Source organism: Gardnerella vaginalis ATCC 14018 = JCM 11026 (assembly GCF_001042655.1).
Classification (GTDB): Bacteria; Actinomycetota; Actinomycetes; order Actinomycetales; family Bifidobacteriaceae; genus Bifidobacterium; species Bifidobacterium vaginale.
In genome coordinates this window covers 1,356,523-1,374,452 of record NZ_AP012332.1, presented here as the reverse complement: position 1 = coordinate 1,374,452, position 17,930 = coordinate 1,356,523, and the positions used below count along the sequence as shown (strand labels likewise).

Here is a 17,930-nt window from a genome sequence, read left to right as displayed (position 1 = left end):
TTATGGCGATTTGCGTTCAAAATAAGCAATCTTATGTGTAAACCAAAGTTGGTTGTAATAAGAAGTGAAACATAGTTGTGTCACCTATAGTTTTCATGTTTTGCATGGAATAAAACAATATAGAAGCATGTTTGTGCCAACGGAGGAAAGGATATGCAGATGGTCGCTCATCGCCACCTTGCGTCGAAAATAGTTTCTATGATTGCAGCGAGTGCAATGTTAATAACAGGTTTTGCTGTTGTTGGCAATGCAAGCGCTAGTAGTGAGTCTAGTAGTGAATCTAGTAATCCTCAATCTAGCAATCTAACTCTTAACCGTAAGGGCGTTATTGTTACTGCATTCCAGCAGAATTGGAAGAGTATTGCTCAAGAATGCAAAACAACTTATGGTCCTGAGGGTGTTAAGTATGTGCAGGTGTCTCCTCCAAATGAGCATGTAAAGGGTACTCAGTGGTGGACTTCTTATCAGCCTGTTAGCTATAAATTAAAGTCAAAACTCGGTACTGAAAATGAGTTTAAGAGCATGATTGACACTTGCAAAGTTGCAGGTGTTGGAATTATTGCGGATGCTGTTATTAATCACATGACTGGTGCTGGTGACACTCATACAGAGGGTGTTGGTGGGAGCCAATATAGCGCTGCTAAAGAAGATTTCCCAGATGCTGGATATAAGAAGGATGATTTCCATCAAGATGCTAGGAATATTGAGCACTATAACAATGCGGAGGAAGTGTGGAATCGCAGGCTTGTTGGCTTGCTTGATTTGGATACGTCAAAGCAGCATGTGCGCGAAACTTTAGGCAAGTACTTTGCTAATTTGCTGAAACTTGGTGTTGCTGGCTTCCGTATCGATGCAGTAAAGCATATTTCTCCAACAGATATGGCTGCGATTAAGAAAGCTGCTGCTGATGCTGCGCACACTACGCCTGACAAGATTTGGTGGATGCAGGAGACGATTGGTGATCCTTCTGAAGCTAAAGAAATACAGCCAGATCAGCATTTAAAGGAAGGTGAAGTCAACGAATTCCAGTATTCCTACCGATTAAAGAGCAATTTTTATGGTTCAATTTCGAATCTAAAGAATATTACTAATGGACTTGTTCCAAGCGATAAAGCTTCAATTTTTGTTACTAATTGGGATACTCCTCGAGAAAATTATGTGCGCACTCTTACTTATAAGGATGGTCCTCGCTACGAGCTTGCAAACGCGTTTATGCTTGGCTACCCTTACGGAAACCCAAACATTTACTCGGGGTATAGGTTTGATGCAAAAAATAAGGATGATGGTGCGCCTGGTGCGACTGAAACCTCTGTTCCAAATGTAGATTGTTCTCCAACAACTGGTTGGCAGTGCACTCAGCGTTGGACTTCGATTCGTGGAATGGTTGGCTTCTTTAATGCTGTAAATGGTGCTCAAGTCACTAATTGGCAGGAGAGTGACAATAATAACATTGCATTTAGCCGCGCAGGCAAGGGCTTCTTAGCAATTAACAATACTCCAAACGCAAAGAAAGTTTTGTATACTACTGATTTGCCAAATGGTGAGTATTGCAACGTTTATGCTGCGGGGAATTGCTCTAAGACTGTTAAAGTTACAGATGGCAAGGTTGCTGCGACTATTGCTCCTTATTCTGCAATTGCTTTGCATGTGGATTCTAAAGCAGATAGCGCTAGTAAAGCTGGTCCAGCACGTGATGAATCTGATCCAAAATACAATGTTGACGATGCTAAAGACCAGTCAACAACTGTCTATTTTAATGCTAAAAATAAAGCAGGTAATCCAAGTTCTGTAAATATTCATTATCAAATCGGCAATGGATCTTGGACTGCAGTTCCTGGTAGACCAATGCGCAAAGTTTGCGATGGTTGGTTTGCAAGAACAATTCCTAATAATGGCAAGCAAATTACTGCTGTATTTAATGACGGTGGAAGTAATTGGTATAACAAGAACAATCAGTCTGGAGCAAACTTTGAAATTCAAGCTGGTTCGAAAACTTATGTAGTAGATGCCGATTTGAAAGGTTCTGAATCTGCTAGCATTCCTTGCAAGGTTGAGGACACATCTTCAAAGCCTACTGAATTAAAGACAAAGATTGTTATTCACTATAAGCAAAAATATGGTGACAATCGCCATATGGGCGTCTATATCTGGGGTCTTAAAAATGCAGATGGTCAAGAGATAAAAGGTGCTTGGCATGAATTCAATGGTCAAGACGCTTTTGGTAAGACTTACGCAGTTGAAGCTGATGGCACTTACGAGAGCGGAAAAGTTGGATTTATTATTACCGAGAAACCCGTTGATGGTCAGGACTGGCATAAGGACGGCGGAGATCGTAATATCTGGCAAATCGAAGATGGTGTTGGCGAAGCTTGGGTTTACGGAGGAGATTCAAATACTTTTGCAGAACCTCCATCTGAAGTCTCTAACAAGCTTAATAGCATTAAAACATTAAATGTTACTGTTCACTACCGCAGAACAAACAAGGATTACGCTGGTTGGAATCTTTGGACTTGGTGCGGTAGTGAGAAGGGCGTAAAGCAAGATTTTACGGCTCATGATGATTTCGGTAAGATTGCAGAATATACATTCCACAATGATTCTGGCATAAAAGATTCAAAGTTTATTGTGCGCTATTCTATGCAAGGCAACGATTGGGTTTCTAAAGATCCTGGCGAAGGCGATCGCCCAATTCCTGCAAAAGCAATTACTTTAAGCGAAGATGGTAACACTGGTAATGCTGAAATCTGGCTTATGCAGGGCGATAGTAGAGTTTACTTAAGCCCAAACGTAATCAACACGAAGGCTAATGCTATTAATGCTGATATTACGTCTTTTAAGGAATTTACTGTAAACGTGAGCGGCGACCCTTCGGAAGTTGAGAAGAAAAATGTTACTGTAACTGATGTTACAGATTCAAAGAAAAATCAACACAAGACAATAGATATTTCGCAAGTTGCTGTTGTGGATAATAGGATCGTAATCACTGCAAAGAACGAATTAGATCTTAAGAAAATGTATGAAATCAACATTAAGGGTGTTGGTGGAATGCCTAAAACAGTGTCTGCTTCAACTGTTAAAGGTTCTAAGATTGTTCGCACTGATGAGTTTGATCAAAAGTATGCGTACACAGGCGATGACTTGGGTGCTGTTGTAAAAGATGGTTCTACGACTTTCAAGCTTTGGGCGCCAACTGCTGCAAAAGTGGAGTTAGTAACTTATAAGTCAACTGATGAAAAAGCGCAAGAAGATAAAAAGCAAGATATGACTCTTGGCACAGAAGATGGAAAGCTTGGCGTGTGGAGTATTACTACGAGTTATGCAAAAGCTGGCACTGCTTATACATACAAGGTTTATTTTGCAGATGGCACTGTTAATAATTCTCCAGACCCTTATGCAAAAGCTGCTGTGCGAAATGGAATGAGATCCGTTGTATTCGGTGGCAACATGGCAACACCTGTATCTCGTAAGGCATCATTTGGAAAGCGTCCAACTGATGCGACTATTGCAGAAATGAATATTCGCGACTTTTCGATTCATGAAAGTTCTGGCGTAGATGTTGCAAAGCGCGGAAAGTATCTTGGTGTAATTCAATCTGGTGCTAAAAAAGATGGCAAGCCAACTGGCTTTGATTATTTGAAGTCCCTCGGCATCACTCATGTGCAAATCATGCCAATGTATGATTTTGGTTCTGTTAATGAAGCAGGAGATTTGAGTTATGTTGATAAGAACGACAAAGATAATCCTCATCAAAACTGGGGCTATGATCCAATAAACTACAACGTTCCAGAAGGCTCCTATGCGTCTGATTCAGCAAATCCTGCTACGCGCATTACTGAGCTAAAGCAAATGGTTGAAGGTCTACATAAGGCTGGTTTGCGCGTGATTATGGACGTGGTTTATAACCATGTTTATAACGCAGAAAAGAACGCTTTTGGACAGACTGTGCCAGGCTACTACTTCCGTTACAACGATGACGGCAGCTTGTCTAATAGATCTGGTTGCGGAAACGATACTGCTTCAGAGCGCAAAATGATGCGAAAGTATATTGTTGACTCTGTAAAGTATTGGGCTAAAGAGTACGGTATTGACGGCTTCCGTTTTGATTTGATGGGATTGATTGACCTTGAAACCATTAAGGAAGTGCGTGAAGCTGTTCATGCAATTGACCCGAACTCGATTATTCTTGGCGAAGGCTGGGATATGAGCCAATTGCCTTATGGAAACCGCACTATTCAGCCTAATGCGTATAAGCTTGCTGAAAATAATGGCGTTGCGTTCTTTAACGATTCCTTCCGTGATGCTGTAAAGGGTCAAGGAGATGATGATGTTGCTGGATTCGTGTCTGGAAACAGAGGCAGCGACAATCTTGTAATGCAAAATCTTTACGGTTGCCAGCCTGGAAACGCAAGCTGCACTGGTAGGCGCTACGCGAATGCTGGTCAGACTGTGCAATATGTTGAAGCTCACGACAATCTTAATCTTTACGATAAGTTGAAGAAATCCTTGCCTAATGAGACAGAAGAGAATCTTAAGAAGCGAGTAATGCTTGCTAATTCGCTTGTAATGTTTGCGCATGGCATGCCATTCTTTGAGCTTGGTCAAGAGTTCTTACGAAGCAAGAATGGTAATGCTAATAGTTACAATGCTGGCGACGGTGACAATTCCGTTAAGTGGGATCTAGTTAAAACGAATGAAGATGCTGTCGAGTACTTCAAAGCGTTGATAAAGCTAAGAAACGAGATTCCAGCTTTACGAGATTCTGAATATTCTGATGTTAACAATAATATGCATTGGATTAAGAGCAGCGATGGTATTAACGCATTTAGTGTTGACAACAACGGTAAAACGTATGTGTTTATTTTCAATGCTAATAGTGGTGAATTTACTGTGAATATTGGCAAAGGAAAGTATCGCGTGCGCATTGCTGATGGGAAAGCTAACAGCAATGATGAGTCAGTGTGTCCTGAAGCATCTGTAGATGACAATGGAAATTACAAGGTTTCTGCTCTTTCGACTTCAGTACTTGTGAAGGATGCTGAAAAGAAGAACGACAATCCTTTTGCAAATATTAATGTTGATGATGTTCTCAAATATAAGATGAATCCTTTGGATATCAATAAGTTGAAGGATGGATCTAAGCCTGGTACGCAGAAGCCGAATCCATCTACTCCTGGGCATGAACAAACTCCTGGTACTGTTACTCCATCACCTCAGCCACCTGTTCCTGGTCCTGTAGTGCCAAATCCGGCTCCAGCGCCTGGCCCTCATCCTCAGCCTGGTTCTAATCCTGTGAATCCGGCTCCTCAGCCAGCGCCAGTTCCAACTCCAACTCCTGGAGAAACTCATCCTGGAACTCATGAGCCAAATTCATCTACGCCTGGTCGTGAGCAAACTCCTGGAGACTCTGATACTGAAAATCATCCTGCTCCACATACTTTAGTCCCAGATGTGGGTACTGCTCCTAGTAATTCCGAATCAGGTTCTGCATCCCAGCAAGGCTCTAAGTCTAATACGCCTGCTCATGAACCTAATAATAGTATTGAATCTAAGCCTAATGCTGAGTCTCACTCTACTTCTGAATATCAAACTCATTCAAAACCTAAGCAGAATGTGCATGAAAATTCAGATCAGTCTAAACCAGCTAAAACAAAACCTGAATCTTCCTCAAATTCTGCTGTATCTGCGCCTGCTAAGCCATCATCAGCTGCTCCAACTCCTACTGCACCGGCAACAGTGCAGCAGCTTAAGTCAGAGCTAAGAGGAACTCTGCTAGTACGAGACAATAATGTTGCGAATGCTGGAATTGTGAACAAAGTAAACATTCGCATTCAAAACGGCGAGTTTATTGAACGTCTGAATCGTGAAGGTATTGCATATGCTTACGCATACATCTACTCGTCTCCGCGATTGCTTAAAGGCTCCGACGGTTCAAAGTATGTTACTGTACGAATGGTGAATGGCGTGCCTCAATTCGATGCAATATTCCCAGCTGGATACTCTGGTAAACACACTGTTCTACTTGTAGACGAGAGTGGCAAACAAATCGCATGGACTGAAGTAACTGTTGTAGATAATGGTGTTTCAAAGCGTGGTGGATCTATGCTTCAAACAGGAAGCAACATTGTTTATACTTTTGCGCTGTTCATTATACTTACATTTGTTGCAGCTATTGCTCGTTATAAAGTTGCATTTAGATAGATTTGTGGCTTTGAGTTTTAAAGCGTCGCGCGCGAGAGCACTTTTGTAGTGCGTTTGCTTTGACTGAGCTTGAAATTTCATAACGCATTTCAAGCTCCTTCAAAGCGTGATTTGGCTTAAACGTAAAGTCCAGTGGACTTTACGCGCCAGATCAGCCGAGCGGCTACTAATAGACGTTCGGAATCACACGGCTAATCCGCGCGAACGACGATCAACCTTGTAGTGCGATTGTATGACGACACGCCGTAAATCAGGTACAAACGCACTACAAGGTTGCGCCAAGTTAGGTATAGATTCGAGATTTTTCGCACTGAATGAGATGAACCTCAGCATCTTTGATGGTGATTCGCTGAAGTAGCAAGAAAAATCGAGAATCTCGGTGATAAAAACCACGCAAAAGTTCTAGATATTCAGAAGGTTTGATGTATTTCTATACGAGCAATAAAAGAGGAGAGTAGCGACGGGATTTGCGAGGAGAGAAATACTCAAACCTCGCGCAATACCAAGTAAGGAAACCGTACTACGCTCTAAACCCAGACGCTCGCCTAGATGCCAGCGGCTGCTACTGCTGAGCTGCTGCTTACTTACAAACGCCGGGGAATTTTCTCCGGCGTTTGTAGTCGTTTTGGCGTTATGTGGAAACATTTGCTGTGTTATTCCACGGCATCTGTTTTCGCTCTGGCTTTATTTGACCACATTTGCAGGAAAAATGTAAGGCGATTGGAGTTGCGTTAAAAATTACGTAAGTAGCTCTGTAGTTCAGTATGCCATATTTAGTACGTGTAGCATTGCGTATGTCGCCTGATATTACCTAATGCCAGTAGTACGCTGTCATTATCGCAGTGGTATGCTATTTCGCTACCAGTACCCAGATCATTTAACGGCATCTATTTGTCGCACCTATATCTCTGTAGCTTATACCTCTGTAGTCTACAGTTCTATAGCTTTACAGATATAACAATGCTCCGTGGTTGAAGAGTTGTCGTAAATTTTGCGAACCCTTTTATCACGGAGCATATGTATATTATTTATTCAATTTTAATATTTGTTGCACCACCAACGTTTAGTCGCGCTTCTTCCTGCGAATAATGACTGCGAGTGCAGCACCTATTGCGCCTGCGAGTGCAGCAACAGTGCTTGCTGCAGCAATTGCAGAGCCTGTATTGGTTAACTTTGATTGCGCAACCTGACCGGAGGAGTGATGTGCAGGAGACTTAGGAGCTTGTAACTGAGTGTTATTGCTCTTATTCCTGTTGTTTTCACTGTTGCCAGTGTGTTCATCAGAATCATGAGAACCAGATTCATGTTCTGGGGTTGGCGCAGGTGCTGGTTCCGGTGTCGGTGCCGGTTCTGGCGTTGGTGTTGGTTTCTTGGTTGGGTTATTTCCTACTTTACCGTTTGCCATGTTGGATGGTTGACCATTCTTCTTGGCTTGCGCGGTAATCGTACTACCATCCTTGATTTGGGTTGCAGGGATGGTGACTTTACCAGTCTTAGGATCAACAGTCACGCCGGTTGGAGTGTTACCGTCAATAGTCCAGTTACCATTCTTATCTTTCTTCACGGTAATTGTTACAGGAGTCGTTGTATCGCCTTCTGGAGTATACGTGATTTCGAGAGTATCAGCGTCTGCTGGTGGGGTAACAGTTGCGGAACCTTGCTCAACACCATCTTGTGGTGTGAGTATAGTCGGCTCACCCGCAGGCGTTGGCGTTGGTTCTGGTGCAGGCTTCTCCTTTTCGGCAACTTTAGCAGTTACCACTTCTGACTTGCTCTTGCCAGTCTTATCGCTACTGTCTTCTGATTGCGCAGTAATAGTGCTACCGCTCTTAATCTTGTTTGCTGGAATCGTAACAACGCCAGTTTGCGGATTAACAGTCACGCCTTCTGGAGCGTCTCCGTCAATCTTCCACTCATGCTTGTCGCCTTCAGCAACAACAGTAATCGTTGCGGTTGTTTCACTGCCTTCTGGAGTGTAAGTAACTACAACCTTGTTCACGCGCGTATCCGTGAGATCAGGCGTCACGCTAGCACCACCATTGGTTGGAGTGTCAATATTCGGCTTAGTAATATTTCCGCCAATAGTAATATTTACGCTATCGCCCGTCTTTGCACCATCACCCTTACCGTTGGTTGGTGTGAGGGTGACGATGGCACCAGGCTTTTGCTTGTCGATAGTAATAGTGAAGTTGCCATCTTTATCTGCGGTACCAGTTCCGATTTGATTGCCATTGTTATCGGTAACAGTTACTGTTGCGCCCGGAAGAGTCTTTCCAGTGATGATTTGTTTAGTAGAATCATCTGGATTGTCTTTTAGCGTTTGCTCACTAATCTGTGGAGTCTTAAAGCCAGTTACAGCAGTAGCAGGATCAGATGGTTTGTCCGTCTTGTTCTTAGATACTGCAGTAATAGTGCTGCCGTCTTCCAAATTCTTTGTTGGAATCGTAACAACGCCAGTATTTGGATTAACAGTTACGCCATCTGGAGCGTCTCCGTCAATCTTCCACTTACCATCGTTATCCTTCTTGGCAATAATTGTGCGAACTGGCTGTTCTGGACCATTGATTGAATTCGGTTTAGCATTGATTTCAATCTTTACAACCGTTGTGTCATCAGTTGGCGGAGTTACAGTTACGTTTCCGTCGTTCTTCTGGTTGTCAGTCGGTACCGTAATCGTTGGCTTTTGTGGTTTAGCAGTGACGGTTACAGTAGTTGCGTCACCATCAACTCCACCCTTGTTTGGAACAAGCTTGAGTGTTGTGCCAGGGGTCTGATGAGGAACATCAACGGTAAAGTTGCCATCTTTATCTACAGTGACAGTTATTTCTTTATTGCCATCCTTCAATGCGGTGCCATTGCTGTTTTGAACCTTGATAGTGGCTTCAGGAGTTCCCTTACCAGTAATAGTTGTCTTGCCATTATCTGCAGAACCTTTATCACCAGGCTTGTTTTCGGCTTTGCCATCGTTGATAAATGGCTTGTTCTGTGCCACAACGTTTACTGTTACTGGTACGTTCACAGGATTTGCGATACCTGGAATAGTTACCACGACAGTGCCGCTCTTATTGTTTCCAGCTGTCTTGGTATCTGGAGTACCGTTAGTTGCCCAAGCAAACTTGGTTCCGTTAGGTAACTCATTTTTATTGGCAATGCTGTTTTCTGCGCTTGGAGAATCACCAACATGTACGCTCACTGTTTTACCGGCTGGATTTGGCACAACGAACACATTGACTGAAATGTCAACATCTGGCTCGCCTGGCACCTTAACGGTCACAATTCCTGGTTGGTTGCCAGTCTTTGACGTATCAGGCTTCTTCTTCCAAGAAGTCTTGGCATTCTCAGGCAAATCTCCGTTATTCTTAATAACATCCTTTGGCTGAGGAGTGTTGTCCTTGCCGTCAGTCTTCTGCAGCACAGTTACGTCATTTCCTTCAGGCGATGCTGTAACAGTAATTGTTACAGGCACTTCTTGAGGTGCTTGCCCTGGAATCTTGACAATCACTGTGCCACTAGCAGTGCCTGGCTTGTCGGTCTTTGGGGCAGCATCTTTCTTCCACTCGAATGTGGTTCCCTTAGGGAGTTTGTTGTTGTTATCAATGCTGTTCTTAGGATCAGGATTGCTGTTCTGTGGGACGGTGGTTTCCTTTGCTATAGGCACAGGGTTTACGTTCACAGTTACAGGAACATCAATCGTATAACCAGACTTGCCATTTACACCTGGAATGGTGACTTTTACTTTACCGCCTGTCTTTTCTCCAACGGTATCTGTAGTTGGTTTGCCACTATCTTCCCACTCGAACGTAGTGCCATTATGGAACTTACTGGTATCGCTAGAATCCTTAATAACATCCTTAGCTTCTGGCAATGTGCCATTTTGTGGAACGTTCACAACATTCGCTTCTGGCTTTGGCAAAACGTTCACTGTTACAGACACTTCCACAGGCTTTTGACCTGGAATAGTAACAATAATCTTGCCATTCTTTGCGCCAGGATTGTTAGTATCTGGTTTATCTTCAGGTTTCCACTCGAACGTAGTGCCATTAGGGAACTTACTAGTATCGTGAGAATCCTTAATAACATCCTTAGCTTCTGGCAAATCCTTGCCCTGTGGCACGTTGACTTCAGATGCACTTGGGTCAACAACGTTAACCTTTACTTCAACTTCTTGAGGAGTATCAGATCCAGGAATAGTAATCTTTACTTTGCCTTTTACGCTGTTACCTTCCTTAGATGTGTCTGGTTTTCCGTTGTTATCCCACTCGAACTTAGTGCCATCAGGGAACTTATCCTTATTGGCAATGCTGTCCTCTGGCTTAGGTTCCACGCCCTTTGGCACAGTCACAACTTTAGCTGTAGCAGTTGGAGACTTAATAGTTACAGGTACGTTAATAACAGTTGTTGATCCATCCGGATACGTAACTGTTACAGGCACTTCAAACTTGCCAGCCTTATCTCCATTAGGGATTTTAGACTTATCTCCCTCAGCAATAGAGTAAGTTGGCTTATTTGTTTCGTTCGTTGGCCAGGTAGGAACACTTACTTTGCCGATAATTTCGTCGTCCGAAGGCTTTTGACCATTATCTTTTTCAAGATTATCTGCCTTAGGTGGGTAAAGTTCAGACTGCTTATCGCTAATAGTTACTGGCACGTCAACAGTGTCAGTTGTGCCATCTGGGTAGGTGACTTTAACCTTAACAGTAGAGTGTCCAGGAGTCTTACCATCTGGAAGCTTTGTGTTAGGCTCGTTCAACTCAATCTTTGGTTGTTCCTTTGAATCTTTTGACCAATTAGGAACAGTTACATTGCCTGTTACATCATCAGATGTAACCTTCTTGCCAAACGGCTTAACAACAGGCGTTGCTTTTGGCTCGAAAGTATCCGACTGCTTGTTCTTAATAGTCACATCAACAGTAACTTCATCAGTTGTGTTATCTGGGTACGTGACCTTAACCTTAACGTGATAAGTGCCAGGCTTTGTGCCGTCTGGAATATCCTTATCGGCGCTTGTGATAGTGACTGTTGGCTTATCGCCGTCCTTCTTTGGCTTAAAATCAGGAACAGTTACAGCAGCTGTAACAGCTTTCTTGGTCTTTTCTTTATCAGTACCATACGGCTCTTCTACAGGGTCAACTGCAGGAGTGTTCGCAGTGGCATCAGTGTCTGTAACTACTACAGGTACTTGCACAACAGTACTGGAACCATCTGGATATGTGACCTTAACAGGTACGTTAGTTGTGCCAGTCTTATCTGTAGTTGGTAGAGGAGTTTTTGGATCTACAAGCTCTACTTTTGTTTCCTTTGGAGCAGTCTTGTTCTTAACTGTAGAAGTCTTTACAGCCTTCTTGATTTCATCAGCATCAGGAGCTTTCTCATTACGCTTCTTGTTGATAGCTTCTGCGCTTGGCTTGTAGGTTTCGTTATCTGGCTCGCCAACTGTTACAGGAACTTCCACGTGATCCTCAGAACCGTCAGGATACTTAACAGTAACCTTAACGTTTACGGTTCCAGGAGTCTTAGTGTCGATAGGTGTTTGACCTTTATCAACTGTAATTGTTGTACCATTTGGTTTGTTTGGAACAGTGACTTTAGCAATGATGTCATTGTCAGAAGGGCCACTTTCTCCATACTTCTTAGTGATTCCGCCGTCAACCTTTGGCGTATGAGTTTCACTTTGAGGCTTTCCTACAGTAACCTTTACTGTTGCGTGATCTTTAGAGCCATCCTTATACGTAATGGTTACAGGAATATCGAAAGTACCAGGCTGAGTGCCATCTGGAACAGTCTTAGCTTTGTCGTCAATAGCAATACTTGCGCCTTCTGGAAGCGTTATATCTTTGCCTTGCTTATCTTTACCAAAGCTAATGCCTTTATCCTTGCCAACGCCGGTAATCTTGCTGGATATACCTGTATTCGGCGTCTTATTGTAGTCAATGTTAATTGTTTGACCTTCTGGCGTGTAATCCTTGTTTTGTGGATCCAAAACTTTAACAGTTACTGTTGCAACGTCACTAGAGCCATCCGAATACTTAACCTTAACCTGCACTTTGCTTTCGCCAGGCTTATCGGTGCTTGGAACGTCTTTTGTGTTGACGATTTCTACTGTTGGATTTTGCTTTGGAGAGTTTCCATTCCACGTCAAGCCATTGCCATCGCCAAACGACTTAATCTTATTTGCAATATCTTCCTTAGAATTCCAATGAACAGTAATCGTCCTGCCAACAGGGTCGTAGTTGTTAGACTCCCTATTAACGACAATAGGCACTTCAATCTTGCTGGAAGATCCATCTGGATATTTAACAGTTACAGGAACAGTGTAATTTCCATCATCTGTAGGAATTTTTCCAACTTCAAATGTTATACCAGTCTTATCGATTGGCGTATTTGGATTATCATATTTTGTTATTGTGATCGCGTTGGTAATTGCGTTGTTATCCTTAGGATTATCAACTTGCTTAGCAGTAGCAGTATGCTCTTCAGCATCCGTGTACACGGAGATTTGAACCTTAAGCTTAGACTCGTTGCCAGCTTCGTCTGTAACAACAAGCTCACGAGACCACTTGTTATCGGACGAATTAGTTATACTCGCATCTCGTTTTGCAGTGCCCTTAATATGAATAGTCGCAGGCTTTTCTGCAGAATTCCCGTTTTGATTGTCAATAGTGATTTTTCCGTCATGACCTGGGAATGTTGCTATTGTTGCACTCTTAATCTTTCCGCTGTTGTCATAAGCGTTGATATCAATGCTGAACGGTTTGCCATTATGCACCTTGAACTGGTAGTACTCAGCTGTTTTCTCAGTGTCTGCTCTCTTTGCCTTATTGGTACTAGGTGTGTTAATAACAGGCGCGATATCGTCCTTAACGGTAACGGTTGTAGTAACGTCTTTAGTTGAACCGTCCTTAAATGTTATGCGAACTTTAGCATCTTTCTGCTCGCCAGGCTTATTCCAATCTGGTTCCTTAGCCCAAGAGTAGGTAGCGTCGCTAGGTAGTTTCTTTAGATCATCTGCATTAATACCGCTCTTAGGATCTGGATGCTTTGTGCCGCTGCCCATGTTGTACGTAACAGGCGTGCCTTTAACATCACCATATTTGTCGGATTGCGGCTTAACAATAAACTTAACAGTTACTTCATTAAGATTGCCCGAAGGATCCACCGCTTTTAAGGTACGCGTATACTCGCCAGGCTTAGTGTTGAGCGGAGTAGTGCCATCAAGCGTCAAAGTCTTAGGATCTGTAGTTGTGCCAGTTCCGGTAGGAGCTTTTTCTGTTTCTCCTGGAGTTTTAGGCGTTAAAGTAAGAGTTGTAACGTTGCCACTGTTGTCTGTTGCAGTAATCTTAATATCGTTCTTATCACCGCGGTATGTAGTAATAGTAAATACTGGTGGGTATTTTGGACCATCTGGATATCCAGGATCAATGGTGTTATATGTACCACCGTCGCCCTTTTGCTGAATCGCAACTTTAGGACTTTCGTTATCCCTAACAGTTACCTTAACGTCAACAGTTTCAACGCGTGGGTGATTTTTGTCGTTAGTAGGAATAGTTACAATAACTTTTCCAGTCTTTTCCTTGCCAACAGTGGAAGTGTCTGGAGTTCCGCCAGTTTCAGTGCTCCACTTGAAGGTTGCGCCTGCTTTTTTAAGCTTTCTTCCGTTGGCAATAGCTTTTTCGGCGTCTTTTTCGGTGAGCTTGTGACCTAAGTCAACAGCAATATTCTTTGACTTAATGTCTTCTTTTTTCTCCACTTTTACAGTCACAGTTTTTTCTGTTTTGTGACCAGCAGCATCAGTTGCGGAGAACGTAAGAGTATAAGTGCCAACTTCTTCAGGCTTAAAGCCGGAGAAGTTATAAGTGAAAACCTTTTCCTTATCACTATTCTTCGTGTAATCAGTTTTTGCACGCGCTGCGACAGCCATCATCTTACTGAAATCATTTCGAGCAAAAGCCATCGTTGCTGTTGCTGTGTCAATAGATTCAATCTTTACATCATCTTTTGCAGTAAGCTGAATTTTCAGATCTTCGCCAACTTTTACGGTAACGCTATCTTTATCAGCAGTAAGCGTTGGAGCTTTGTCATCCTTAGTAGCCTTCTTAGCGTCGCTTGCGTCAGAGCTTACGGAATCTGCAGTAGTAGTTACTGCAGTAATGTTTCCTTCAGGAATGCCGTTAGCAACTGTAATTGTAACTTTGCCATCGTTGCCAACTTTTCCAGTTCCAATTTGATTGCCCTTGCTATCTTTAAGCGTTACAGTGCTTCCAGCTGTGCCAGGACCAGCATTAACTACAACTTCCTTGCCTTTTACACCTGCAACGCCAGTCAAATCAGTCTCAATCTTAGGCTTTTGAGGGCGAACAGTGAAAGTGACCTTTTCTTCTGCAGTACTGCCGTCGCTAAATGTGACTTTAGCAGTGTAAGTCTTCTTTCCCGCAACGTTTGTGGAAGGTTCGCCGTTCACCCACTCTGCGCTCTTAATTTTATCTTTAACATTCTTATCGGTTATGCCAAGATATTGCTTAGCGTCAACCTTGTTTCCTGTTTTAGTAAGAGTGTCGCCAACATTTACTTTAACTTCGTGATCTTTCAGCTCGCTTTTGTGTTGCAATGCGAGCGGCTTTCTGACAATTACAGGAATCGTAACAATATGGTACGAATTGTCTGAATATATTACTTTTGCTGATGTGGATATTGTAGCAGTGTCTTTCCCATTAAAAGCTATATCTGGTAGTTTAGTCTCTGGGAAAGTATTGAAATCTAGTTGTCCACCGCCTTCAATATTAGAAACATGTTTCTTTAATTCTTCATTAGTTGCCTTATGTCCCCAATCAACAGTAATCGGTGTAGTGGTTGGAGCCTTGTACTTCTGGTTCAGATTTTTAAGATGTACTGTAACTTTCTTTTCTACTTTGTTTCCAGAAGCGTCGGTTGCAGAGACAGTAACCGTGTAGTCAGTATTTGCTGGCGTGTTGCCGTTCTTATATTCAAACTTAACTCTATTAACAACATGGTTGTGATGCTTAGCTTCAGTTGCTTCCATGCCATTACTGTTTTCAGTGACATCTCCATTACCGTTAGGAAGACCCTTAACTGAGAAGCTATTAACCTTTCCACTGTCGTCAGATGTTCCGAATTTGATTGTAGGAGTATCGCCCTGATACACGGTAATGCTGTTGTTGGAATCGCTAATCTCTTTGCCATTAAAATACAGCTTTGGAGGTAAATTGTCGCTTTTTGTGCGCTTAAGATTTGGTTCTTTCCAGCGCTCGCGACCAGAAATAAAGGTGTAAGCCGAGTTAGTCGTTCTACCATAAGTACTTGTATTTGCCCATGTATAAGCATCTTGAATGTCGTCAAGAGTGACTCCTTGACGTAATTTTACTTTGCAATGCATGTGTACTGCATAGTCGACGTTCGTAGTTCTTAAGCCGATGCCGTAGCTCTTGCCCTTATATACGCCTGTTAATGTTGTAGCATTGCTAATAACCCCGTCGCCTGCATTCTTGTGGAAAGTATCACTCAAATCTTGCTTGTTGCTGTTTCCTCCTCTTATGCCTAAGGTTATTTTGTAAATAGAATTTCCAAGGTGCTGGTCATCTTGCAAAGGCTTACTAAGTGTTGCTGACTGGCTATTTTCTTTAGTGAATAATGAAAAATCGCGTGAAAGAACAGCGTTTGTTGTTTGTGGACTAGTGCCATTTCGTTTATAAAAATTAAAGCTTAAATCACTTAATGTGTCTACATTGTAATAACCATTATTTAAGTCAGCAACTGCAAAAGGAATTTGCCAAACATACTGTTGTTGTTTGGAAGCGCCAGTCATATCTTTACCGTCGTTGTTAAAGAACACATCGAAGATTAGGTACTGGTCGTTTCCGTTCTTTTCAAGATGTGCATACATATCCGATTTCTTGGTGGTGTTATCGTAATCACCCAAACCGTCGGATCCTATTTGACCGATTTTTCCGTTGCTGTTAGCAAAGCGATACCTTTGGAACTCAAGAATATTTGGCGTATGCAGCCAAGGAGTAGGATCAGCGTTACGCACTTCTTGCGCAAAAGCTGCCGTAGTTGGAGGAAGAAGAATATTAGAGGATGCGAGGATTGGCTGACCACCCAAGCAGGTTGCTGCAGTGAGAACTGTGGCAAGTGTGCTCAATGAAACCTTGCGCATGGTTGCATACGCAGAAGATGAATCAACGTTTTTAAACGAGCTCTCAACTTGCTCGCGTGCATGCTTTTTGCGGTTGCTATTTGCCATAATAATCCGTAATCCTTTATTCTTGTGCTTCTTAATTTAACGTTCCATAATGTGTGTCGTATATAAACTTGTGTCTAGTTCTTCTTCAAATACTAATTTTGTGTTTTCATAAAGCAACGGTAGACAATAAGTACGTTTATATACATGCTGCATAATATTATATCGTATTTTTACTATTTTGTCGTAATTTTTTTATTGTTAAGTGTTCTATAACTGTAAAATTTCCTGCGGGGGGGGGGGGTGCTCTATGTATAAAATATTGTCATAACGACGGATTGTTTAAAATTATCTAAAATTTTATCGTTTTATAGTAATTTATTCGCATATGAATTAATCACACTTGTAGCGTTTCTTGTACACATGCTTAAGCAGGTAGTAGCGTGCGTAATTTTCTGGCGTTTGCTGTCGTTTTGTAGTTTTGGAAAACATTTGCCGGTGATTTTTTCGGCGTTTGCTACTGCAGTAAAAGCGCGTAAGTGATTGTTGATTTAAATATATTTTATACAAGATTTTATATAGTATTTTTGCGTAGAACATAAAAAAGTATGTATATGTGCTAAAAGTAGGTGTGTATGATTGCAGGAATAGGGCACGACTTGGTAAACGTTGCGCAGTTTGCTGAGCAGATGCATGATGGCGATGGTTGGCGTGCTCTGTTTTCTCAGAGAGAGCTTAGACAGTGCGCCATGCGAGCGAACTCAAAAAACGACGCTGAGGCGATGCATATTGCAGCGCGCTGGGCTGGAAAAGAGGCAGTTATAAAAGCGTGGTGCGAGGCTTTATCTTCGTTTGGAGATGCAAAATATCCTTACACGCTAGATAACACACCGTGGTCGAGTATTGAGATTTTAGATGATTCTCGTGGTTGCCCAAGTGTCCATCTTAATGATGCTGTTAATGAAAAGCTTATGCAATCTTTGAGCACGGTTCCTATGATTAATGCACAGAATGGCTTTTCTATTAGATGGCATGTTTCTTTGAGCCACGATGGTTTGCTTGAAGATGCATCTGCAATCGCCTCTGCGTTTGTGATTCTAGAAATAGCTTAGATATTTGCGATTTGCACTGTATGGTTTTGTTTATTTTTTTTTCCCGCGTTTGTTGTCGTATTTGCATAAAAAGGGAACAAACACGGGAATGTTAATCGTGTGGTACAACGCTCTTGAGAATCTAAGTGGAGTGTCGTTAGTTGTTTTATGTCAAAATCATCTGTATAATTGTTCGAGTCGCTGTTTTGGGGTCTTATAAAAATTCCATTACGTGCAATTGCGGATGTAGCTCAATGGTAGAGTATCAGTCTTCCAAACTGATGACGCGGGTCCGATTCCCGTCATCCGCTCCACTTGATTTCTGTGATTTCTTTGATTCCGATTGTTCTAAATATATCGTGATTAGTCATAGTTATTTTTGTGTTTTTTCGTTATTCTGATTTGCGATTTGTTTCTTTACTGTTTGCGCATATTGCTATGGTTGT

The 17,930-nt window shown here is 42.3% G+C and carries 3 protein-coding genes and 1 tRNA gene; 3 read left to right on the top strand and 1 reads right to left on the bottom strand.

What is annotated here, in order from left to right:
* The first annotated feature begins 159 nt into the window (after nucleotides 1-159).
* The gene (pulA, locus tag GAVG_RS05220; protein ID WP_009993939.1) at nucleotides 160-6,198 is read left to right on the top strand and encodes a type I pullulanase; all 6,039 of its coding nucleotides are present in this window, start codon (nucleotides 160-162) and stop codon (nucleotides 6,196-6,198) included.
* 1,063 nt (nucleotides 6,199-7,261) lie between these two features.
* Here the strand turns inward: pulA and GAVG_RS05215 are convergent.
* Nucleotides 7,262-16,456, bottom strand: coding sequence for a Rib/alpha-like domain-containing protein (locus tag GAVG_RS05215; RefSeq protein ID WP_048653136.1), 9,195 nt, complete (start codon nucleotides 16,454-16,456; stop codon nucleotides 7,262-7,264).
* 572 nt (nucleotides 16,457-17,028) lie between these two features.
* On the opposite strand from GAVG_RS05215, the gene GAVG_RS05210 reads away from it, so the two are divergent.
* Both GAVG_RS05210 and GAVG_RS05205 read left to right on the top strand, forming a co-directional pair.
* Nucleotides 17,029-17,505 (top strand): holo-ACP synthase, encoded by a 477-nt coding sequence (locus GAVG_RS05210; protein ID WP_004114448.1) that lies wholly within the window; start codon nucleotides 17,029-17,031, stop codon nucleotides 17,503-17,505.
* 219 nt (nucleotides 17,506-17,724) lie between these two features.
* Nucleotides 17,725-17,798, top strand: a tRNA-Gly gene (locus GAVG_RS05205).
* Nucleotides 17,799-17,930 lie beyond the last annotated feature (132 nt).